Below are 20,140 nucleotides of genomic sequence, written 5' to 3'. Positions count from 1 at the left end.
CGTGTCGACCCTCAGCGATCTCGTCTACGCCCAGGGCCGCTCCAGCGAGGAGGACGTGGAGTGGCTCCACCGCCTCGCGGGGGATGGCCAGCTCCTCGCCGACCTGGCGTTCGCCGACATCGTGCTGTGGGTGCCGACCTCGGACGAATCGTTCGTCGCCGTCGCGCACGCGCGGCCGAGCGGCGCCGCCACGCTCTTCTACCGCGACATCGTGGGGGACCGGGTGCGTCCGCAGTGGCGCACGCAGGTGAGGGACGCCTTCCAGACCGGGCGGATCGTGGACTCGGCGTCGCCGGACTGGTTCGAAGAGACCCCGACGCGGGTGCGCGCGGTTCCCGTCGCCCGTCGCACCGACGGAGCGCTGCAGGCCATCGGCGTCGTGACGCGTCACACGAACCTCGGTGAGGCCCGCACGCCGTCGCGTCAGCAGATCACCTTCAACGACTGCGCCGACGACCTGTTCGGCATGATCGCCTCGGGGGAGTTCCCCGACCTGACCGCTCCGACCTCGCCCCGGCGCGGCGCGCCGCGCGCGTCCGACGGACTCATCCGCCTCGACGTCGACGGCATCACCACGTTCGCCAGCCCGAACGCCCTGTCGGCGTTCAACCGCCTCGGCTTCGACGACGAACTGGAGGGCGAGTCGCTCGTCGAGGTCGTCACGCAGATCCTGCCGGCCAAGCGTCAGTTCGACGAGTCGCTGCCGGTCGTCGTCACGGGACGCGCCCCGTGGCGCACCGACCTCGAGGCACGCGGCGTCACCGTGTCGCTGCGGACGATCCCGCTGCGCGACCACGGCACGCGCATCGGCGCGATCGTGCTGTGCCGCGACGTCACCGAGATCCGCCACCAGGAGCAGGAGCTCATCACCAAGGACGCGACGATCCGCGAGATCCACCATCGCGTGAAGAACAACCTGCAGACCGTCGCGTCGCTGCTGCGGATCCAGGCGCGCCGCTCGCACACCGAGGAGGCGCGGGAGGCGCTCACCCAGGCGATGCGCCGCGTGTCGGCGATCGCGGTCGTGCACGACACGCTGTCGGAGGGCCTCGCGCAGAACGTCGACTTCGACGAGGTCTTCGACCGCGTGCTGAAGCTCGTCGCCGAGGTCGCCGCGGCGCCGAACACGCGCGCGCGCACGCACTCCACGGGCCGCTTCGGCACCCTTCCGAGCGAGTATGCGACACCGCTCGCATTGGCGCTCACCGAGCTCGTCACCAACGCCGTCGAGCACGGTCTCGCCGGGCAGGAGGGCGACGTCGAGATCGTCGCGGAACGCTCCGACGACCGTCTCGAGGTGCGCGTGCGCGACACCGGCTCGGGACTCCCCGAGGGGCAGGTCGGCCGGGGCCTCGGCACGCAGATCGTGCGCACCCTCATCCAGGGCGAGCTCGGCGGCACCATCGACTGGCACACGATCATGGGCAGCGGTACGGAGGTCACGATCGACATCCCGCTGCGCTACATCGAGCGCTCCAAGAACTGAGCCGAGAAGGGCCGAGCCGAGAAGAGGTGAACGGATGCCGCGGGTCGCGGCATCCGTTCTCTCATTCGTTCAGGGTCACGACGCGCGGCGCGCGCGGGCGGCGCGGCGCTTGAGGGCGCGGCGCTCGTCCTCGGACAGGCCGCCCCACACGCCCGAGTCCTGGCCGGTCTCGAGGGCGTACTGGAGGCAGATCTCGGTGACGGTGCACCGGGCGCAGACGGACTTCGCCTTCTCGATCTGGTCGACGGCCGGACCTGTGTTCCCGACGGGGAAGAACAGTTCGGGGTCGACAGTCAGGCAGGCGGCCTTGTCGCGCCAATCCATGGTGGTGCTCCTTGATGCAGATGGTGTGGGGAAGAAGGGGCCGGTTCGGGTCCGATACCCTGTGGGAAGTGCGAGATTGCTCGCCCCACGTCGCTGTGGGAGCACACGGCTTCACCAATCGTCCCATAGCGGTTTACCTGAATCAAGGGTTCACCGGCGGGTTTGTGCGGTATTGGCTGGGTGTTCCCCCAGTGACCTGGAGGGTTCACACAAACCGTCCTCGGGGACGGAAGGAGTCGACGGAGAATGCGGACAAACGTGTCCGGAATGCTCGCCGCGGTGATCGTGGCGCTCGAGGGGCTCGGCCTCGTCGCGCTCGTGGCGTGGCAGATCGCCGCGCTCGCCGGGGGTGACACCGGCTCAATCGAGAGCGCGCTGGCCCTCATCGTGCTCACTCTGGTGGGCGCGGCGGCGGTTCTCGCATTCGCGGTCGCGATCTGGCGCGGCCAGTCGTGGGGCCGCTCGGGCGGCATCGTCACTCAGCTTCTCGTGCTCGCCGTCGCACTGGGCGCCGCGACCGGTGCGTTCGCTGTCCCCTCCATCGCGCTCGCGCTCGCCGTCCCCGCGCTCGTCGCGCTCGTCCTGCTCGTGCTCGCGGTCCGCGACGCCGGCCGCTCCGCACATGCGTCGGCCGGGCCTGACGCGCCGTCGCGTCGACCGAGGGGCTGAGGTCCGGCTCAGACGCCGAGCAGGCTCCGCACGCGACCGACATGGCCGGTGGCGCGCACGTTGTACAGCGCGTGCGAGATGCGGCCCTTCTCGTCGATGACGAACGTCGAGCGGATGACGCCCATGAAGGTCTTGCCGTAGTTGACCTTCTCGCCCCACACGCCGTACTCGTCGTGGACCTTGTGGTCGGGGTCGCTCAGCAGGTCGTATGTCAGGCCATCGCGCTCGCGGAACCGGCGGAGCTTCTCGGGCTCGTCGCGCGAGATCCCGAGGATCGTGTAGCCCGCGGCCTGCAGTGGGGCCAGGCTGTCGCGGAAGTCACAGGCCTCGGTCGTGCATCCGGGGGTCATCGCCTCCGGATAGAAGAACAGGATCACGCGTCCGCCGCGCAGGTCCTTCAGCGTCACGGGCCGCTCGTCCTGGTCGACGAGGGTGAAGGCGGGGGCGAGGGAACCGGGTTCGAGGCGCTTCGTGGTCACCTCTCCAGCCTAGGCGCCGGGACGCTGGCCCTTCTCGGCGAAGGTCTCGAGCAGCCGCTGCAGCGAGTCGAGGCGGGCCGGGCCGCCGGGACCGAGCCGACCCTCCCCGACCGCCTCCACGATCGCGCAGTCCGGGGCGTCGGGCAGGTGCGTGCACCCGCGCGGGCATTCCTCGGCGATCTCGGCGAGGTCGGTGAAGGCGCGCAGGATGTTCGCCGGGTCGACGTGACCGAGCCCGAACGACCGGACCCCCGGCGTGTCGATCACCCAGCCGTTGCCGTCCTCGCCGTGATAGCGCAGCGACACCGTCGAGCTCGACGTGTGCCGGCCGCGGCCGGTGACGACGTTGACGTGTCCGGTGGCGCGCTTGGCTTCGGGCACGAGCGCGTTGACGAGCGTCGACTTGCCGACGCCGGAGTGCCCGACGAACACCGTCGAGTGCCCGGCCAGCGCGGCGCCCACGCGTTCGAGCGGCATGTCCTCCTTGCCGCTCGTGAAGACCTCGAGATCGAGCCCGTCGAAATGGCCGAGGAACTCGCTCGGGTCCTTCAGATCGGTCTTCGTCACGACGAGGAGGGGACGGATGCCGGCATCCAGCGCCGCCACGAGGTAGCGGTCGACGAGCCGTGCCCGCGGCTCGGGGTCGGCGGCGGCGACGACGACGAGCATCTGGTCGGCGTTGGCGACGACGACGCGCTCGACCTGATCGGTGTCGTCGGCGCTGCGACGCAGCAGCGACGTGCGCTCCTCGATGCCGACGATGCGCGAGAGGGTGCCCTCCGTGCCGGAGGTGTCGCCGACGACGCGCGCGCGGTCGCCCGTGACGATCGGCATCTTGCGCAGCTCGCGGGCCCGTGTCGCGAGCACCGTGCGCTCCGTCGGCAGGTCCTCGTCGACGAGCACCGTGTAGCGGCCGCGGTCCACGCCGAGCACCCGCGCGATGCGGGCGTCGGCGTGGGCCGGGCGGCGCTTGGTGCGGGGGCGGTTCGCCTTCGGGTTCGGCCGGACGCGGATGTCGGCCTCGTCGAACTCCGGTTCGTCGTCGTCGTCGGGGTCGTCCAGCCAGCTCACGGCGTCCTCCCGGCCCGTCTCACCGAGCCGTCTCGAGCCGTCGCCACGTCGGTCCTGACGCTCACGATGCCCGCATCGTCTCCTGCGACCGTGCGCTCTCGCCGGTGAGCATCCGCTGCCAGATCTGCGGGAACTCGGGCATGGTCTTCGCGGTCGTGCCGATGTCGTCGACCTCGACGCCCGGCACCGCGAGCCCGATGAGGGCGCCCGTGGTCGCCATGCGGTGGTCGTGGTGGGCATGCCACGTGCCGCCGTGAAGGGGACGTGGGACGATGCGGATGCCGTCGGGCAGCTCGTCGGCCTCGCCGCCGAGGCCACGCAGCTCCGACACGAGTGCGGCGATGCGGTCGGTCTCGTGCCCGCGGATGTGTCCGATGCCGTGGAGGGTCGACGGCGAGTCGGCGAAGGCCGCCAGCGCGAAGATCGTCGGGGTGAGCTCGCCGGCCGCCGAGAGGTCGAGGTCGACGCCCTGGATGGCCGCTCCCGCCGTGACCGTCAGTGCGCCGCCGCGGCGCACGACGCGCGCGCCCATCAGCGAGAGGATCTCGGTGAGCATCGCTCCCGGCTGCGTGGAGTGCGCCGGCCATCCGGTGACCGACACCGACCCGCCGGCCACCATGGCCGCGGCGAGGAACGGCGCGGCATTGGAGAGATCGGGCTCGATCGCCACGTCCTTCGCACGGACCGGTCCGGCGGGCACGATCCATTCGCCGACGCCCGGACGCTCGACGTGCACGCCGCGATGGGCCAGCGCCTCCACGGTCATGTCGATGTGAGGGATGCTGGGCAGCCGCTCACCGGCGTGCATGAGGTGCAGTCCGACGTCGAAGCGGGGTGCGGCGAGCAGAAGGCCCGAGACGAACTGGCTCGACGCGCTCGCGTCGATCGTGACCTCTCCGCCGCGCACGTGCCCGTGCCCGCGCACGATGAAGGGGAGCGCCCATCGCCCGCCGTCGTCGATGTCGACGCCGACGTCGCGCAGCGCCGTGATCATCGCACCCATCGGCCGGTGCAGTGCGCTCTCGTGCGCCGTGAGCGTCACGTCGCCCCGGGCGAAGCCGCCGAGTCCCGCGACGAAGCGCATCACCGTGCCCGCCTGGCCGCAGTCCAGTTCGGTGTCGCCCTGCAGCGGCCACACCGGGGTCACCTCGATGTCGTCGCCGTAGGCACCCGACCCCGGGACGAGCTCGATGCCGACGCCGAGCGCGCGCAGCGCGTCGATCATGCGCGCGGAATCGTCGGAGTGCAGCGGCGAGAGGAGGCGGCTGGGCCCGTCGGCGAGGGCCGCGAGCACGAGCTCGCGGTTGGTCAGCGACTTGGAGCCCGGGACGGTCACCGTCGCGTGCAGCGAGCCGCTCGCCGTCGGGGCGTGCCAGGGCCCGCGCTCATCCGGCGCAGTGGCTGGGGAATACCCGTCGGCTCTCATCGGGTTCTACCCTAACGAACCCCGTCCGGACCGGCCGGGATCGACGACACGAACCGGAGCAGGATGTTCGCAACCCTCGACCGCCTCGACCTCGAGGCGCCCCCGCGCGACCTCACGGATGGCCTGGACGCGGCCACCGTAGACTGGCGCGTGATGAGCGACTCGATCGACCGGGCCCACGACACCGATGAGGCCGCGGATCCGCGCACGCAGTTCGAAGAGCAGGCGCTGCCCTTCATGGACCAGCTGTACGCGGCGGCGATGCGCATGACGCGCAACCCGGCCGACGCGGCCGATCTGGTGCAGGAGACCTTCGTCAAGGCGTTCGCCTCCTGGAAGACCTTCACGCAGGGCACGAACCTCAAGGCGTGGCTGTACCGGATCCTGACGAACACCTACATCAACACCTACCGCAAGAAGCAGCGCGAGCCCTACCAGGGCACGATCGACGACCTCGAGGACTGGCAGCTCGGCGGCGCCGAGTCGACCACCGCGACGAGCACGCGCTCGGCCGAGGCCGAGGCGATCGACCACATGCCGGCGTCCGTGGTCAAGGACGCGCTGCAGTCCATCCCGGAGGACTTCCGGCTGGCGGTGTACCTCGCCGATGTCGAGGGCTTCGCCTACCAGGAGATCGCCGACATCATGAAGACCCCCATCGGCACGGTCATGAGCCGCCTGCACCGTGGCAGGCGCATGCTTCGTGAACTGCTGGCCGACTACGCAAGAGAGCGCGGCATGACGGTTGCCGCCACGAGGAGCAAGAAATGACCGACTGCGGCTGCGAGAAGGCGCGGCGCGACCTGGAGGAGTACCTGCGCAACGAGGTCTGCAGGACCGAGCACTCCGACATCGCCGAGCACCTGGAGAACTGCCCCGGCTGCCGTGACGAGGCGCTGGTGGCGCGTACGCTCACCGAGGTGGTGGCGCGCGCGTGCAAGGAGACCGCTCCCGAGGAGCTGCGCGACCAGGTGCTCGCGAAGCTCCGCGCGGTCCAGGCCGCGCACTGACGAGGCATCCCGCGCTCATCGCTCCGGTGTGAAGACCGTGAGCGCCCCCGGAGCGACGTCGACCGACAGCGGCAGCGCCCCGATGGGGTCGCCGTCCGCGTAGGCCGTGACGCCGGGAGCCTCCAGGCGCACCGCACGCACGCGCATCATGCGCACTTCGGGGACCGTCGCGTGCGTGCCGCGATAGACCCGGGGGAGCAGCCGAAGCAGGCGGAGCCGGCCGGCCGGGCGCACCAGCACGACATCGAGCAGGCCGTCGGCAGGATCGGCATCGGGGCAGATCGGGATGCCGCCGCCGTAGGTGCCGCCGTTGCCCACGGTCGCCATCACCAGGTCCCCCGCGACGCGCTCGTTCGTGCCGTCCGGCAGCTCGAGCCGCACGTCGTACGGGATCCCGGAGAGCCGCGCGAACTCGGACAGGATCGCGATGTTGTAGCGCGATCCGCCGCGGGGCCAGCGCATCGCGTTGGCCCGGTCGTTGACCTTGGAGTCGAAGCCGCTCGCGAGCACCGACCCGAAGAACGCGGTCGATCCGTCGTCGCGCGTGACCCGGGCGAGATCCACGCGCCGCGTGACGCCGCCCGCGATCGCATCGGCGGCTGCGACGGCGTCGAGCTCGCGCAGTCCGAGCGTCGCGGCGAAGTCGTTGCCCGTCCCGGCCGGAACGATTCCCAGGGGGATGCCGGTGCCGGCGACCTCCTGGATCGCGAGGTTCACCGTGCCGTCGCCTCCCGCCACCACGACCGCGTCCACCCCGACCCCGATCGCCGTGCGCAGCAGCGACGTCGACTCGGCCGCGCTGCCACCGCTCACCATCGCCGTCTGCACGCCGCGAGCGCGCAGGTGCTCGGCGGCAGCAGACGCCACGCCGGTGTGCGAGCCGCTGCGTGCGGCCGGGTTGACGAGGAGCGCGACCTTCACGGCCGCTCGGCACTCGGGGTCGGTGGCACGAGGGCGCCGGGGTTCATGATGCCCGTCGGGTCGAGCGTCGCCTTGACCGCGCGGAGGATCTCGATCCCGAGCGGCCCCACCTCTGCCTCGAGGTAGGGGCGGTGATCACGGCCCACCGCATGGTGGTGCGTGATCGTGCCGTGGGCCGGCCCGATCGCACGGGATGCGGCATCCTTCGCCTCCCGCCACTGCCCGAGCGGGTCGTCGGTGAGCGCGGCGATCACGGTGAAGTAGAGCGATGCGCCCGCCGGGTAGACGTGCGAGATGTGGCACATCACGATCGGCTTCGTGCCGCCGGCCGCGAGGGTCGTCGTGAGGGCGTCGGTGACGGCGCGCTTCAGGGCGGGAAGCTGCGCCCACGTCGTCGCCGTCTCGAGCGTCTCGGCGAGGACGCCGATGTCCATCAGCGCGTCGCGCAGCGCGGGTGCCGCGAATCGGCCGCGCTCCCACGAACGGGCGGGGTCCTCGCCGCGCGATGCCGCCCCGTGCCCCGCGAACACGGCGTCGAGCGCGTCGTGCGCGGCCTGTGCCTCGACACTCGTCGCGCCTTCGAAGGTCGCGACGGCGAGGCATCCGCGCATCCGTGAGAGGTGTCCGCCCATCGCCGCGTTCACGCGCGTCTCGGCGGCGTCGCTCAGCCGCAGCACGGTGGGCCGCATTCCGCGCTGCGTCGCCTCGCGGAACGCCGCGGCTCCCGACTCGAAGTCGGGGAACGTCCACGCGCCGTACACGGTCGCGGTGGCGATCGGCCGCACGCGGACGGTGACCTCGGTGATGACGCCGAACGCGCCCTCCGAGCCGAGGACGAGCTCGCGCAGGTCGGGACCCGCGGCGCTCGCGGGAGCCGTGCCGAGACGCAGCTCGCCGGCGGGGGTCACGACCCGGACGGCGTGTACGAGGTCGTCGAACCTCCCGTAGCCGCGGGACGCCTGGCCGCTCGATCGCGTCGCGGCATACCCGCCCAGCGACGCGTACTCGAAGCTCTGCGGGAAGTGACCGAGTGTGAGCCCCCGTGCGGAGAGCAGCTCCTCCGCCTGCGGGCCGGTGGTTCCCGCGCCGAAGGTGGCGAGCAGCGACGTCTCGTCGAGCTCGAGGAGCGCGGCGGTGCGCGCGAGGTCGGCCGCGATCACGGCGCGGTGGGGTCCGGGCTCGGGGTCGACGCCGCCCACCACCGACGTGCCGCCGCCGAACGGGACGACAGCGATGCCGCGGGCACGGCACATCTCGATCACCGCCGCGACCTCGTCGTGGCTCGCGGGGGAGACGACCGCGTCGGGCGCGTCCTGCGGGTCGTCCAGGCGGCGGCGCAGCAGGTCGGGTGTGCTCTTGCCACCGAGGTGGAGCGCCCTTGCGGCGTCGTCGCGGGTCGCGTGGCCGGCGCCGACGGATGCCGTGAATGCGGCCAGATCGGCGTCGTCCAGGCGGGACGGCGTGAGGGTCGGCCGCGCGCGGCGCGGCACCGGGTGCGGCCGGCCGGACAGCACCGTCTTGGCGATGACGCGCGCGGCGGCCGACAGGTGCGCGGGCTGCGTGCCCCACGCGTCCCACACGGAGCGAGGGCGCGGTGCCGGCACCGCAACGGGCTCTCTCGAGGTGACGGGCGGGAACGCCGCGGCGGGAGGGATCGCGGGCGGCTCGTCCAAGGAGCGAGCGGGCGTCGCGTCGTCTGGCGTCGTCGGCATCGCGCCAGTATCGCATCGCCGCCGCGCGCGGTGCGTCGCGGGCCGGGTCCCGGGCCACGGGCACCGCGGCATCGTGTGCCCGCGCTGAGACAACGCGTCCCACGGCGCTGCGGCATCATGTCACTGTGCAGATCATCGGGCGGACGCCGCATCCTTCCGCGCTGTCGGCGGGGCGGCGGGCACGCGAGCTCGATGCGCTCGCCGACGCCGGCGAGATCGACGTGCTCGTGATCGGCGGCGGCATCACCGGAGCGGGGGTCGCCCTGGACGCCGCGAGCCGGGGCCTGCGGACGGTTCTCGTCGAGAAGCACGATCTCGCCCACGGCACCAGCAGGTTCTCGTCGAAGCTCGTGCACGGAGGCTTGCGCTATCTCGCCTCCGGCCAGGTCGGCATCGCGCACGAGAGCGCGGCCGAGCGCCACCTCCTGCTGACACGCACCGCGCCGCACCTCACGCGCCCGCTCGCCCAGGTCGTGCCGCTGTACGCGCCCGGCGCGATCGGCCGCGGCGCGTTCGTCGGGGCAGGGTACGGACTCGGCGACGGTCTGCGCCGGTTCGTCGGAACGCCGGGCAGCCTGCTGCGCGCGCCCGGCCCGATCGGCCGCGACGAGACCCTGCGGCTCGTGCCCGCCGTGCGCGGAGCCGCACTGCGCGGCGGTATGCGCGGCTGGGACGGGCAGCTCATCGATGACGCCCGGCTGGTGGTCGCGGTCGCCCGCACCGCGGCCGGGTACGGCGCATCCGTCCTCACCCGCGTCGAAGCGCTCTCGGCGACGGGCGACAGCGCCGTGGTGCGCGACCGCGTCACAGGCGCCACGATGACGCTGCGTGCGCGTGCCGTGGTGAGCGCTGCCGGAGTGTGGGCCGGTGCGCTCGACGCGGACATCCGGCTGCGTCCGAGTCGCGGCACGCATCTGGTGGTGTCGACCGCGCGACTCGGAGGGTCCGACGCGTCGCTCACGGTGCCGGTGCCGGGGTCGTCCAGCCGATTCGTCTTCACGCTCCCTGCGATCCACGGCCGCACTTACATCGGCCTCACCGACGTGCCGGCGGGTGACACCGTTCCCGATGTCGCCGGCGCCACCGAGGACGAGGTCGACACGCTGCTCGACATCGTCAACACCGTGCTGGCCGAGCCGCTCGCCCGTGCCGAGGTGCTCTCGACCTTCGCAGGGCTGCGGCCGCTCCTCGCCGGACGCGGCGACGACGAGACGAGCGACCTCTCGCGCCGCCACGCGATCATGGAGTCGTCGTCGGGACTGCTGAGCGTCGTCGGCGGCAAGCTCACGACGTACCGGCGCATGGCGGAGGATGCGGTCGACGCCGTCGTCCGGCGCGACCCCGGTCTGCCTTCGCGGCCCTCGCCGACGCGTACGCTGCCGCTCGTCGGCGCGTGGCCGCGCGCGCGGCTCGACGAGCTGCCCGCGCCCGCCCGCCTCGTGCGGCGCTACGGAGCAGAGTCCTCGTTCGTCACTGGGCTGCCCGGCGGCCCGGCCGCGGCGTGCGGCGTGACCGCGCAGGAGCTCCACTGGGGCGTCGCCGTCGAGGGCGCCCTGACCCTCGACGACCTTCTCGACCGGCGCACGCGCCTGGGGCTCGTCGACGCAGACCGTGAGACGTCGACGGATGCCGCAGCCGCCGCCTTCGAGAGGGCGGGGGTCCTGCCGCTGGAGCTGTGACGGGACGAAACCCGGAACGGGGATCGCGGATTGGCAGGATTCCGTCCGAGGACGGCGCGGCGCGGAGCGCATCATGTCGGACCGGTCGACGACACTGGACCGATGACGTCGAAGACGGATGCCGCACGCGGGGGCCTCGGGCTCGTCCAGGGCACGGCGCTGTACATCGCCTCGGTCCTCGGCACCGGACTGCTCGTCCTTCCGGGCCTTGCGGCCGAGGCGGCGGGGCCGGCGAGCATCGTCGCGGTGATCGCCGTGATCGGCCTCTCGATCCCGCTCGCCGGAACCTTCGCCGTGCTCGCGGCCCGCTACCCCGACCCCGGCGGCGTCGCGAGCTACGCCCGCCGCGCGCTCGGCGACACCGCGGCCCGCGTCACGGGCTACTGGTTCATGTTCGGAGTGTGCGCGGGCGCCCCGGTGGTCGCCGTGCTCGGGGGCGAGTACGTCGTCGCCGTCATCGGCGCCGACCGGGCGATGGTGCCCGTCATCGCCCTCGCCATCCTGATCCCGCCGTTCGCCGCGAACGCGTTCGGCGTGCGGGTCGCCGGATGGGTGCAGTTCGTGCTCACCGCGCTGCTGCTCACCGTCGTGGTCGGGGTCGTGTCGCTGGCCGCGCCGGCGGTCGAACCGCAGAACTTCCAGCCCTTCCTCCCGAACGGGTGGGCGGGCGTCGGCACGGCGATCAGCCTGTTCGTCTGGGCGTTCGCGGGGTGGGAGGTCGGCACCCACATCTCGGGGGAGTTCCGCGATCCGCGCCGGGCGATCCCGATCGGCACCGCGATCGCACTCGTCGTCACGGGTGCCTGCTACCTCGTGCTGCAGATCGTCACCGTGGGCGCCCTCGGCACGACCGCGGGCGACGGGGCGGTGCCCCTCCTCGAACTCGCGCGTCTCGGGTCACCCGGTCTCGGCGCGGCCGCCGTCGGCTTCATCGCGGCGATCGTCGCCCTCGGCGTCATGAACGCCTACCTCGCCGCGTTCGCGAAGCTCGGGGCGTCCCTCGCCTCCAACGGCGACCTTCCGCGGTGGTTCGCGGCCGGCGCCGAGGCCGGCGGCATCCCCCGGCGGGCCCTCGCCCTCACCGGCGCCGTGGTGGCGGTGTACTTCTCGCTCATGCTGTGGGCGGGGCTGGATCTGACGCCGTTCATCCTGGTGCACACGAGCAGCATGGTCGCGATCTACGCCGTCGGCATGGTCGCCGCCGTCCGGCTGCTGCGCCGCGGGACCGCCGGCTGGGTCATGGCCCTCATCGCCGCGGTCCTGTGCGCGGGCATGCTCGTGCTCGCGATCGGCTCGCTGCTGCCCGCCGCGGCGCTGGCCGGCGCCGCCCTGATCGTCACGCTGGTGCGCCGCGCGCGAGCGCGGTCCACGGCATCCGCAGTCCACGGCGCATCGCCCCCGGAGGCCGCGCAGGCCGTCGAAGCGACGGCCGCCGCGCCCACACCGGGGGCGACGTGACGGGCGATCGGCTCGGCTAGAGCGTCAGCGCCTTCTGCATGATGGCGGCCTGCTCGACCGCGTGGACCTTCGGCGAGCCGGTGGCCGTCGACGCGGCAGCCGGGCGCGAGATCCGGCGGATGGCACGGCCGCCCAGGTGCTGCGCGATCTCCAGCGCGATGAAGGGCCAGGCACCCTGGTTCTCGGGCTCGTCCTGCACCCACACCAGCTCGGCGTTCGGGTACGACGCGAGAACAGCAGTGAGCTCGTCGATCGGGGCCGGGTAGTACTGCTCGAGGCGCACGAGGGCGATCGCCGGGTTCGGGTTCTTGTCGAGCTCCGCGCGCAGATCCCAGTGGATCTTGCCCGAGTGCAGCAGAACGCGCGTGACGGCGGCCTTGTCGACGCCGCGGTCGTCGTCGAGCACCGGCTGGAACTTGCCGCTCAGGAAGTCCTCGACCTTGCTGGTGGCACCGCGCAGCCGCAGCATCGCCTTCGGGGTGAAGACGATGAGCGGGCGACGCGGACGCGCGTACGCCTGACGACGCAGCAGGTGGAAGTACGACGCCGGCGTGGACGGACGGGCGACGGTCATGTTGTCCTGCGCGCACATCTGCAGGTATCGCTCGATCCGGGCCGACGAATGGTCGGGTCCCTGGCCCTCGTAGCCGTGGGGGAGGAGCAGCACGACGCTCGACTGCTGGCCCCATTTCTGGTCGGCCGACGAGATGAACTCGTCGACGACCGACTGGGCGCCGTTCGCGAAGTCGCCGAACTGGGCCTCCCACAGCACGAGTGCATCGGCGCGCTCGACCGAGTACCCGTACTCGAACGCCATCGCCGCGTACTCGCTGAGGAACGAGTCGTACACCCAGAACCGGCCCTGGTCCTCGCTCAGGTTCGTGAGCGGGATCCACTCCTGTCCGTTCGCGCGGTCGTGCAGCACCGCGTGGCGCTGCACGAACGTGCCGCGACGCGAGTCCTGCCCGGCGAGGCGGACGTTCGTCTTCTCGAGCAGCAGGGTGCCGAACGCGAGGAGCTCGGCGAAGCCCCAGTCGATCGAGCCGTTCCGGCTCATGTCGAGGCGCTTCTCGAGGAGCTGCTGCAGCTTGGCGTGAACCGTGAAGCCGTCGGGCTTGTTGACGAACGTGTCGCCGATGAGATGCACCATCTCGCGCGAGACCCCCGTGGTCTCGGGCTCGCCGGCGACGGGCAGGGCCGCGGCATCCGCTTCGACGACCGGGGACGAGCCGGTCTCGGCCGCGTGCGTCTCGGCGAACGCGATCTCGAGACGGTTCTGGAAGTCCTGCTTCGCCTGCTCGTACTCCTCCTCGGTGATGTCGCCGCGACCGACGAGAGCCTCGGTGTAGAGGCGTCGCACCGAGCGCTTCGCCTCGATGAGGTTCGTCATGAGGGGCTGCGTCATCGAGGGGTCGTCGCCCTCGTTGTGACCGCGGCGGCGGTAGCACACGAGATCGATCACGACGTCGCGGTGGAACCGCTCGCGGTACGCGAAGGCGAGCTGCGCGACGCGCGTGACCGCCTCGGGGTCATCGCCGTTGACGTGGAAGATCGGCGCCTGGATGGTCTTGGCGACGTCGGTCGCGTAGACCGATGTGCGCCCGTCCTGCGGCGTGGTCGTGAAACCGACCTGGTTGTTGACCACGACGTGGATCGTGCCGCCGGTGCGGTAGCCGCGCAGCTGCGACATCTGCAGCGTCTCGACGACGACACCCTGGCCCGCGAAGGCCGCGTCGCCGTGGACGAGGATGGGGAGCCACGAGAAGCTGCCGATGGGCTTGCGGTCCTGCTTCGCGCGGACGATGCCCTCCAGCACGCCGTCGACCGTCTCGAGGTGCGACGGGTTGGCCGCGAGGTACACCGGCAGCTCCTGGCCGCCGTCGCCGTCCGCGACGAACGTGCCCTCGGTGCCCAGGTGGTACTTCACGTCGCCCGAACCGCTCTTCGAGCCGATCGCGACGGATCCCTCGAACTCGCGGAACACCTGGCCGTACGTCTTGCCGGCGATGTTCGTCAGCACGTTGAGGCGTCCACGGTGGGCCATGCCGATGGCGGCGCCGTCGAGGCCCGCCTCGGCCGCGCCCTGCAGCATCTCGTCGAGGAGGGGGATGAGCGACTCGCCGCCCTCGAGACTGAAGCGCTTCTGCCCGACGTACTTGGTCTGCAGGAAGGTCTCGAACGCCTCTGCCTGATTGAGCTTGTCGAGGATGCGCAGCTGCTCGTCGTGGCCGGGCTTCTGGTACTTGACCTCGACGTTCTGCTGGAACCAGGCGCGCTGCCCCGGGTCCTGGATGTGCATGTACTCGATGCCGATGGTGCGGCAGTACGAGTCGCGCAGCACGCCCAGGATGTCACGCAGCTTCATCTGGCGCTTGCCGCCGAAGCCGTTGGTGACGAACTCGCGGTCGAGGTCCCAGAACGTCAGCCCGTGGCTCTCGATCTCGAGGTCGGGGTGGGTGCGCTGGACGTACTCGAGCGGGTCCGTGTCGGCCATGAGGTGGCCGCGCACGCGGAACGAGTTGATGAGCTCCTGCACGCGCGCGGTCTTGTCGACGCGCTCCGCGAGATCGACGTTGATGTCGGAGGCCCAGTGGATCGGCGCGTACGGGATGCGCAGCGCCGCGAAGATGCCCTCGTAGAAGTCGCGCTGACCGATGAGGAGCTCGTGCACCTTCTTGAGGAACTCGCCCGAGCCGGCGCCCTGGATGACGCGGTGGTCGTAGGTGCTCGTGAGGGTGATCGTCTTGCCGATGCCGAGCTCGACGAGCGTCTTCTCGCTCGCGCCCTGGAACTCGGCCGGGTACTCGAGCGCGCCGGCGCCGACGATGCAGCCCTGGCCCTTCATGAGACGCGGCACCGAGTGCACGGTGCCGATGCCGCCCGGGTTGGTCAGCGAGATCGTCGTGCCCTGGAAGTCGGCAGCGGTCAGCTTGTTGCCGCGGGCGCGCGTGACGAGGTCCTCGTACGTGGTCAGGTACTCGCCGAAGGTCAGCTGGTCGGCGCGCTTGATGCTGGGGACGAGGAGCGCGCGCGTGCCGTCGGGACGAGGAAGGTCGATCGCGATGCCGAGGTTGACGTGTGCGGGAGCCACGACCGACGGCTTGCCGTCGATCTCGGCGTAGAACACGTTCTGGCTCGGGAACTCCTTGAGCGCCTGGATGATCGCCCAGCCGATGAGGTGCGTGAAGCTGACCTTGCCACCGCGCGTGCGCGCCATGTGGTTGTTGATGACGATCCGGTTGTCGATCATCAGCTTCGCGGGAACCGTGCGCACGCTCGTCGCCGTCGGAACCGTGAGCGACTCGTCCATGTTCGCCGCGAGCGTCTTGGGAAGACCCTTGAGGGCGGTGACCCGGTCTTCGGCCACGGACTCGGCGGGCGACGGCTCGGCCTTGGGTGCCTGTGCGGGGATCGGCTGCGGCGCCGCCGGACGCGCCGTCGTGCGCGCGACCGGCTGTGCGCCGATGACGGGGACGGGGGCGGTCACCGGGTGCGCGTCCGACGCGGGTGCCGGTGTCGCGGCAGCGGGAGCCGGTGCGGGCGGAGCGCCCGTCGTCCCCGCGGCTCCTGTGCTGCCGTCGACGGGATGGTAGGCCTCGAGAATGGGCCACCACGCCTTGTCCACGGAGTTCCGGTCGATCTTGAACTGCTCGTACAGCTCGTCGACGAGCCACTCGTTGGCTCCGAACTCTCCCTCGTTCGAAACCCCGACGCCCGTCACCTGGCTCGACACGCTGAATCGCCTGCTTTCATCGGTGAAGTTCTGGGGATGCGGGTGGGGCTGCTGAGGCCTTCACACGCATCGGTTAAGCCTAGCCCAGTCTGCGCTGGCGGTCCCGGCCCCAACGCCCCGCCGACCTGAAAGAACGCGCATCATTTCCCGCACAGGAACTGTCACTACCCTTGCGGGTCATGGAGTTCTACGGTGCATCGCCCGAGGTCGACCTGACGTACTCGGATGTCTTCCTCGTCCCACGGCGCTCGGCGATCACCAGCCGGCTCGATGTGGACCTCGCCCCCGGCGACGGCACGCCGGCGACGATCCCGCTCGTGTCGGCGAACATGAACTCGGTCACCGGCGCGCGTCTGGCGGCCACGCTCGCGCGGCGCGGCGGTCTGGGCGTGCTGCCCCAGGACATGCCGCTGCAGGAGCTCGACGCCGCGATCAGGTGGGTCAAGGCCCAGCCCGTCGTGTGGGACACGCCGCTGGTGCTGCCGCCCGACGCGACCGTCGCCGACGCGGCGCGGCTGCTCCCGCCCACCGAGGGCCACGGCATCGTGGTCGCGGACGCCTCGACCGGGCACGTCGACGCCGAGGACATCCTCGGAGTCGTGCCCGCGACGCGCCTCGGTACGGCGCTGCCGGATGCGCGCCTGGGCGACCTCGCACGCGGGCGCGCGGCATCCGTCGACGCGGACGACATCGAGAGCGCGCGCCACGCGTTCGACGTCATCGTCGCCGCCGACGCCGAGACCGTGTGCGTCCTGCACCACGGCCACCTCGTCGGAACGCTCTCGCGACGCAGCGCGCTCCGTTCGACCCTGTACCGGCCGGCGGTGGACGCATCGGGGCGGCTCGGCGTCGCGGCCGCGATCGGCATCAACGGCGACATCGCGGCGAAGGCGAAGGCCCTCGCCGCCGCAGGCGTCGACGTGCTCGTGGTCGACACGGCCCACGGGCACCAGGAGGGCATGCTCCGGGCGCTGCGAGAGGTCGCCGACCTCGATCTCGGCATCCCCATCGCGGCCGGCAACGTCGTCACCGCCGAGGGCGTGCACGACCTCGTCACCGCGGGAGCGACGATCCTGAAGGTCGGCGTCGGACCCGGCGCCATGTGCACGACGCGCATGATGACGGCGGTCGGCCGCCCTCAGTTCTCGGCCGTCCTCGAAGCGGCCGAGGCGGCCCGGATCATGGGCGCCCACGTGTGGGCCGACGGCGGCGTGCGCTACCCGCGCGACGTCGCGCTCGCGCTCGCGGCGGGCGCGGCATCCGTCATGATCGGCTCGTGGTTCGCCGGCACGATCGAGGCCCCCGGCGAGCTCCAGGTCGACGAGTCCGGCCGCGCCTACAAGGAATCGTGGGGGATGGCGTCGACGAAGGCCGTGCACGAGCGCTTCGGGCGCCTCGACCCGTACGAGCTCGCCCGCAAGGAGCTGTTCGCCGAGGGCATCTCGTCGTCGCGGATCTACCTCGACCCGCTGCGTCCCGGCCTCGAGGATCTGCTCGACATGATCACCTCCGGCGTCCGCTCGTCGTTCACCTACGCCGGCGCCGCCACCGTCGCGGAGTTCCACGACCGCGCCCGCGTGGGGCTGCAGTCCGCCGCGGGCTACGAAGAGGGCAAGGCGCTGCGCGTCAGCTGGTAGGTTCCGGATGCCTCGGCCCGAGGCATCCGTAGGGGGCGCTGTCGTAGACTGGTCGGCACGATGGACGACCCTCCTAGTTGCAGACGTTCGCCCCACCGACCCGACTCCCGCATGGACGGGGGTGATGCGTGATGGACTACGTCATGCTGGGCGTGGGGCTCCTGCTGACCATCGGCACCGGTCTGTTCGTGGCGAGCGAGTTCGCGCTCGTGAACCTCGACCGTGCCGACCTCGAGGCCCGCCAGGCGGCGGGCGAGAGCCGGCTGTCGCTGACCATCAGCGCGCTGCGGATCACCTCCACGCACCTGTCGAGCGCGCAGCTCGGCATCACGCTGACGACGCTCCTCACCGGTTACACGATGGAGCCGGCGATCTCGAACCTGCTCGCCCCGGTGTTCGACGCGTGGGGGATCCCGGAGGGCGTGTCGCGGCCGCTGGCCGCCGTGATCGGCGTCTCGGTCGCCACGGTCTTCTCGATGATCCTCGGCGAGCTCGTGCCGAAGAACTTCGCGCTCGCTATCCCGCGGCAGACCGCCAAGCTCGTGATGCCGTTCCAGGTGGCGTTCACGACGGTGTTCCGCCCGGCCATCGCCGTGCTCAACGGCAGCGCGAACGGCGTGCTGCGCGCGGTCGGCATCGAGCCGAAGGAGGAGCTGTCGGGAGCGCGCACGGCCGAGGAGCTCTCGAGCCTCGTGCGCCGCTCGGCCAGCGCGGGCGTGCTCGAGGAGGACACCGCGTCCCTCCTCGACCGCAGTCTCACCTTCGCGCGCCTGAGCGCGGCCGACGTCATGACACCGCGTCCCAGCATCCACGCGCTCGCCGCGGACGACTCCGCCGAGGACGTCATCCAGCTCGCGCGGCGCACCGGGCACAGCCGCTTCCCCGTGTACGGCGAGGACATGGACGACATCACCGGGATCGTGCACCTGAAGGCCGCTGTCGGCGTGCCACGGGACCGGCGGGCCGATGTGCCGGCCGCGGCGCTCGCGACCGAGCCGGTGCGCTTCCCCGAGGCGGTGCACCTCGACGTCCTCGTGGCCGAGCTGAGGGCTCGCGGTTACCAGATGGCCGTGGTCGTCGACGAGTACGGCGGCACCGCGGGCGTCGTGACACTCGAGGACCTCGTGGAGGAGATCGTCGGCGAGGTGCTCGACGAGCACGACCGTCGCCGCGCGGGCATCGTGCGCGTCGAGGGCGGCGTGATCTTCCCCGGTGAGCTCCGGCCCGACGAGGTGCTCGATCGCACCGGCATCCGCATCCCCGAGGGCGACGTCTACGACACCGTCGGCGGGTTCATCATGAGCGAGCTCGAGCGGATCCCGGTCGTCGGGGACCGCATCGAGCTCGAGGACGGGACGATCGAGGTGCAGCGCATGGAGGGTCGCCGCGTCGACCGCGTGCGCTTCACGCCCACGCCGATGCCGCACGACGCCGCCGCGACGGAAGGGGGTGGACGCCCGTGAGCGACTGGGCCGGAATCGCATGGCTGGTGGTGCTCCTGGTCGCGAACGCCTTCTTCGTCGGAGCGGAGTTCGCGGTCATCTCGGCGCGCCGCTCGCAGATCGAGCCGCTCGCCGAGAAGGGTTCGCGCTCGGCCAAGACCGCGCTGTACGCGATGGAGCACGCGACCCTCATGCTCGCGACGAGCCAGCTCGGCATCACGATCTGCTCGCTGCTGATCCTGAACGTGTCGGAGCCGGCGATCCACCACCTGCTCGCTGCGCCGCTGGGTCTCACCGGATGGTCTGAGGCCGCGGTCGACACGGTGGCGTTCATCATCGCGCTCCTGCTGGTGTCGTACCTGCACGTCGTGTTCGGCGAGATGGTGCCGAAGAACCTCGCGTTCTCGGTGCCGGACCGCGCGGTGCTCATGCTCGCGACCCCCCTGGTGTGGGTGTCGAAGCTGTTCCACCCGGTGATCGTGACGCTCAACTGGATCGCGAACCATGTGGTGCGGCTGTTCCGCGTCGAGCCGAAGGATGAGGCCGCGTCGACGTTCACGCTCGAGGAGGTCGCCACGATCGTGAACCAGTCACGGATCGAGGGCGTCCTCACCGACACCGCCGGAACCGTGTCGGCCGCGCTCGAGTTCACCGACAAGAAGGCCGCCGACGTCGCCGTGGCGCTGTCGGACCTCGTGACCCTTCCCGAGACGACGACGCCCGCCGAGATCGAGCGGGCGGTCGCGAAGCACGGGTTCTCGCGCTACGTGATCGTCGACGAGGCGGGTGCGCCGGTCGGCTACGTGCACCTGAAGGACATCCTGCGTGCCGCAGAGGGGCCGGATGCCGAGACCGAGGTCGCGCGCCCCATCCCGACCAAGCGCATCCACCACATGGTGCCGGTGCTCGAGTCGACCGACCTCGAGGACGCGCTCGCCGTCATGCGCCGCGCCGGGCGCCATCTCGCCCAGGTGCGCAGCGACGCCGGCGAGACCACCGCCGTGCTGTTCCTCGAGGACATCATCGAGGAGCTCATCGGAGAGGTGCAGGACGCGACCCGCCGCCGCGGGTACTGAGCGGCCGCCGCGCCCGG

At 71.6% G+C, this 20,140-nt stretch carries 16 protein-coding genes; 9 read left to right on the top strand and 7 right to left on the bottom strand.

The features are described 5' to 3' along the window. Position 1: 1 nt before the first annotated feature. The gene (locus tag AC3ANN_RS11705) at positions 2–1,486 is read left to right on the top strand and encodes a sensor histidine kinase (protein WP_488337572.1); all 1,485 of its coding nucleotides are present in this window, start codon (positions 2–4) and stop codon (positions 1,484–1,486) included. Between the two features lie 75 nt (positions 1,487–1,561). Here AC3ANN_RS11705 and AC3ANN_RS11700 read toward each other — a convergent pair whose 3' ends face one another. Next, on the bottom strand, positions 1,562–1,810 hold the full coding sequence (locus AC3ANN_RS11700; protein ID WP_018171995.1) for a WhiB family transcriptional regulator: 249 nt from the start codon (positions 1,808–1,810) through the stop codon (positions 1,562–1,564). A 267-nt stretch (positions 1,811–2,077) separates the two neighbouring features. Here AC3ANN_RS11700 and AC3ANN_RS11695 point away from each other — a divergent pair, with 267 nt between their 5' ends. Then, a complete protein-coding gene (locus tag AC3ANN_RS11695; RefSeq protein WP_488340826.1) occupies positions 2,078–2,479 on the top strand; it encodes a histidine kinase in 402 nt (133 codons plus the stop codon). Positions 2,480–2,487: 8 nt separating this feature from the next. Here AC3ANN_RS11695 and bcp read toward each other — a convergent pair whose 3' ends face one another. From bcp to aroA, 3 genes are all read right to left on the bottom strand, one after another. Then, positions 2,488–2,958, bottom strand: coding sequence for a thioredoxin-dependent thiol peroxidase (bcp, locus tag AC3ANN_RS11690; RefSeq protein ID WP_488337571.1), 471 nt, complete (start codon positions 2,956–2,958; stop codon positions 2,488–2,490). Between the two features lie 9 nt (positions 2,959–2,967). Next, complete coding sequence (rsgA, locus tag AC3ANN_RS11685; RefSeq protein ID WP_488337570.1) at positions 2,968–4,029, bottom strand: ribosome small subunit-dependent GTPase A; 1,062 nt, start codon at positions 4,027–4,029, stop codon at positions 2,968–2,970. 61 nt (positions 4,030–4,090) lie between these two features. Then, positions 4,091–5,455 (bottom strand): 3-phosphoshikimate 1-carboxyvinyltransferase, encoded by a 1,365-nt coding sequence (aroA, locus tag AC3ANN_RS11680; protein ID WP_488337569.1) that lies wholly within the window; start codon positions 5,453–5,455, stop codon positions 4,091–4,093. Between the two features lie 63 nt (positions 5,456–5,518). Here aroA and AC3ANN_RS11675 point away from each other — a divergent pair, with 63 nt between their 5' ends. Then, a complete protein-coding gene (locus AC3ANN_RS11675) occupies positions 5,519–6,226 on the top strand; it encodes a sigma-70 family RNA polymerase sigma factor (protein WP_488337568.1) in 708 nt (235 codons plus the stop codon). Further along, the gene (locus AC3ANN_RS11670; RefSeq protein ID WP_488337567.1) at positions 6,223–6,465 is read left to right on the top strand and encodes a zf-HC2 domain-containing protein; all 243 of its coding nucleotides are present in this window, start codon (positions 6,223–6,225) and stop codon (positions 6,463–6,465) included. The genes AC3ANN_RS11675 and AC3ANN_RS11670 overlap by 4 nt, the downstream gene beginning before the upstream one ends. Before the next feature lie 15 nt (positions 6,466–6,480). Here the strand turns inward: AC3ANN_RS11670 and AC3ANN_RS11665 are convergent, their stop codons facing one another. Continuing rightward, positions 6,481–7,386 carry a diacylglycerol kinase gene (locus tag AC3ANN_RS11665; protein WP_488337566.1) on the bottom strand — a complete coding sequence of 302 codons (906 nt, stop codon included), beginning with the start codon at positions 7,384–7,386 and terminating at the stop codon, positions 6,481–6,483. Beyond that, positions 7,383–9,098 (bottom strand): FAD-binding oxidoreductase, encoded by a 1,716-nt coding sequence (locus tag AC3ANN_RS11660; RefSeq protein ID WP_488337565.1) that lies wholly within the window; start codon positions 9,096–9,098, stop codon positions 7,383–7,385. The genes AC3ANN_RS11665 and AC3ANN_RS11660 overlap by 4 nt, the downstream gene beginning before the upstream one ends. A 125-nt stretch (positions 9,099–9,223) precedes the next feature. On the opposite strand from AC3ANN_RS11660, the gene AC3ANN_RS11655 reads away from it, so the two are divergent. Next, positions 9,224–10,777 (top strand): glycerol-3-phosphate dehydrogenase/oxidase, encoded by a 1,554-nt coding sequence (locus AC3ANN_RS11655; RefSeq protein WP_488337564.1) that lies wholly within the window; start codon positions 9,224–9,226, stop codon positions 10,775–10,777. Positions 10,778–10,879: 102 nt separating this feature from the next. Then, entirely contained in the window at positions 10,880–12,235 is a 1,356-nt protein-coding gene (locus AC3ANN_RS11650; RefSeq protein ID WP_488337563.1) for an APC family permease, read from the top strand. A gap of 16 nt (positions 12,236–12,251) precedes the next feature. Here AC3ANN_RS11650 and AC3ANN_RS11645 read toward each other — a convergent pair whose 3' ends face one another. Next, positions 12,252–15,968, bottom strand: a complete 3,717-nt coding sequence (locus tag AC3ANN_RS11645) for a multifunctional oxoglutarate decarboxylase/oxoglutarate dehydrogenase thiamine pyrophosphate-binding subunit/dihydrolipoyllysine-residue succinyltransferase subunit (protein WP_488337562.1) — start codon at positions 15,966–15,968, stop codon at positions 12,252–12,254. A gap of 179 nt (positions 15,969–16,147) precedes the next feature. Here AC3ANN_RS11645 and guaB1 point away from each other — a divergent pair, with 179 nt between their 5' ends. The 3 genes from guaB1 to AC3ANN_RS11630 all read left to right on the top strand — a co-directional run bounded on the left by guaB1 (position 16,148) and on the right by AC3ANN_RS11630 (position 20,123). After that, positions 16,148–17,605, top strand: coding sequence for a GMP reductase (guaB1, locus tag AC3ANN_RS11640; RefSeq protein WP_488337561.1), 1,458 nt, complete (start codon positions 16,148–16,150; stop codon positions 17,603–17,605). 131 nt (positions 17,606–17,736) lie between these two features. After that, positions 17,737–19,068: a hemolysin family protein gene (locus AC3ANN_RS11635; protein ID WP_488340825.1), complete on the top strand. Its 1,332-nt coding sequence runs from the start codon at positions 17,737–17,739 to the stop codon at positions 19,066–19,068. Then, positions 19,065–20,123, top strand: coding sequence for a hemolysin family protein (locus AC3ANN_RS11630; protein WP_488337560.1), 1,059 nt, complete (start codon positions 19,065–19,067; stop codon positions 20,121–20,123). The genes AC3ANN_RS11635 and AC3ANN_RS11630 overlap by 4 nt, the downstream gene beginning before the upstream one ends. Positions 20,124–20,140: the final 17 nt, after the last annotated feature.

The organism is Microbacterium sp. STRO-2N, from assembly GCF_057747775.1.
Note: the sequence above shows the minus strand (reverse complement) of the source record. Positions and strands in the feature narration are given on the sequence as shown.

What these genes read in the sequence shown, in the direction of transcription:
- AC3ANN_RS11660 (WP_488337565.1), bottom strand. Translation starts at nt 9,098, where the DNA reads ATGCCGACGACGCCAGACGACGCGACGCCCGCTCGCTCCTTGGACGAG.
- guaB1 (WP_488337561.1), top strand. Translation starts at nt 16,148, where the DNA reads ATGGAGTTCTACGGTGCATCGCCCGAGGTCGACCTGACGTACTCGGAT.
- aroA (WP_488337569.1), bottom strand. Translation starts at nt 5,455, where the DNA reads ATGAGAGCCGACGGGTATTCCCCAGCCACTGCGCCGGATGAGCGCGGG.
- AC3ANN_RS11700 (WP_018171995.1), bottom strand. Translation starts at nt 1,810, where the DNA reads ATGGATTGGCGCGACAAGGCCGCCTGCCTGACTGTCGACCCCGAACTG.
- AC3ANN_RS11635 (WP_488340825.1), top strand. Translation starts at nt 17,737, where the DNA reads ATGGACTACGTCATGCTGGGCGTGGGGCTCCTGCTGACCATCGGCACC.
- AC3ANN_RS11670 (WP_488337567.1), top strand. Translation starts at nt 6,223, where the DNA reads ATGACCGACTGCGGCTGCGAGAAGGCGCGGCGCGACCTGGAGGAGTAC.
- AC3ANN_RS11695 (WP_488340826.1), top strand. Translation starts at nt 2,078, where the DNA reads ATGCTCGCCGCGGTGATCGTGGCGCTCGAGGGGCTCGGCCTCGTCGCG.
- AC3ANN_RS11650 (WP_488337563.1), top strand. Translation starts at nt 10,880, where the DNA reads ATGACGTCGAAGACGGATGCCGCACGCGGGGGCCTCGGGCTCGTCCAG.
- AC3ANN_RS11675 (WP_488337568.1), top strand. Translation starts at nt 5,519, where the DNA reads ATGTTCGCAACCCTCGACCGCCTCGACCTCGAGGCGCCCCCGCGCGAC.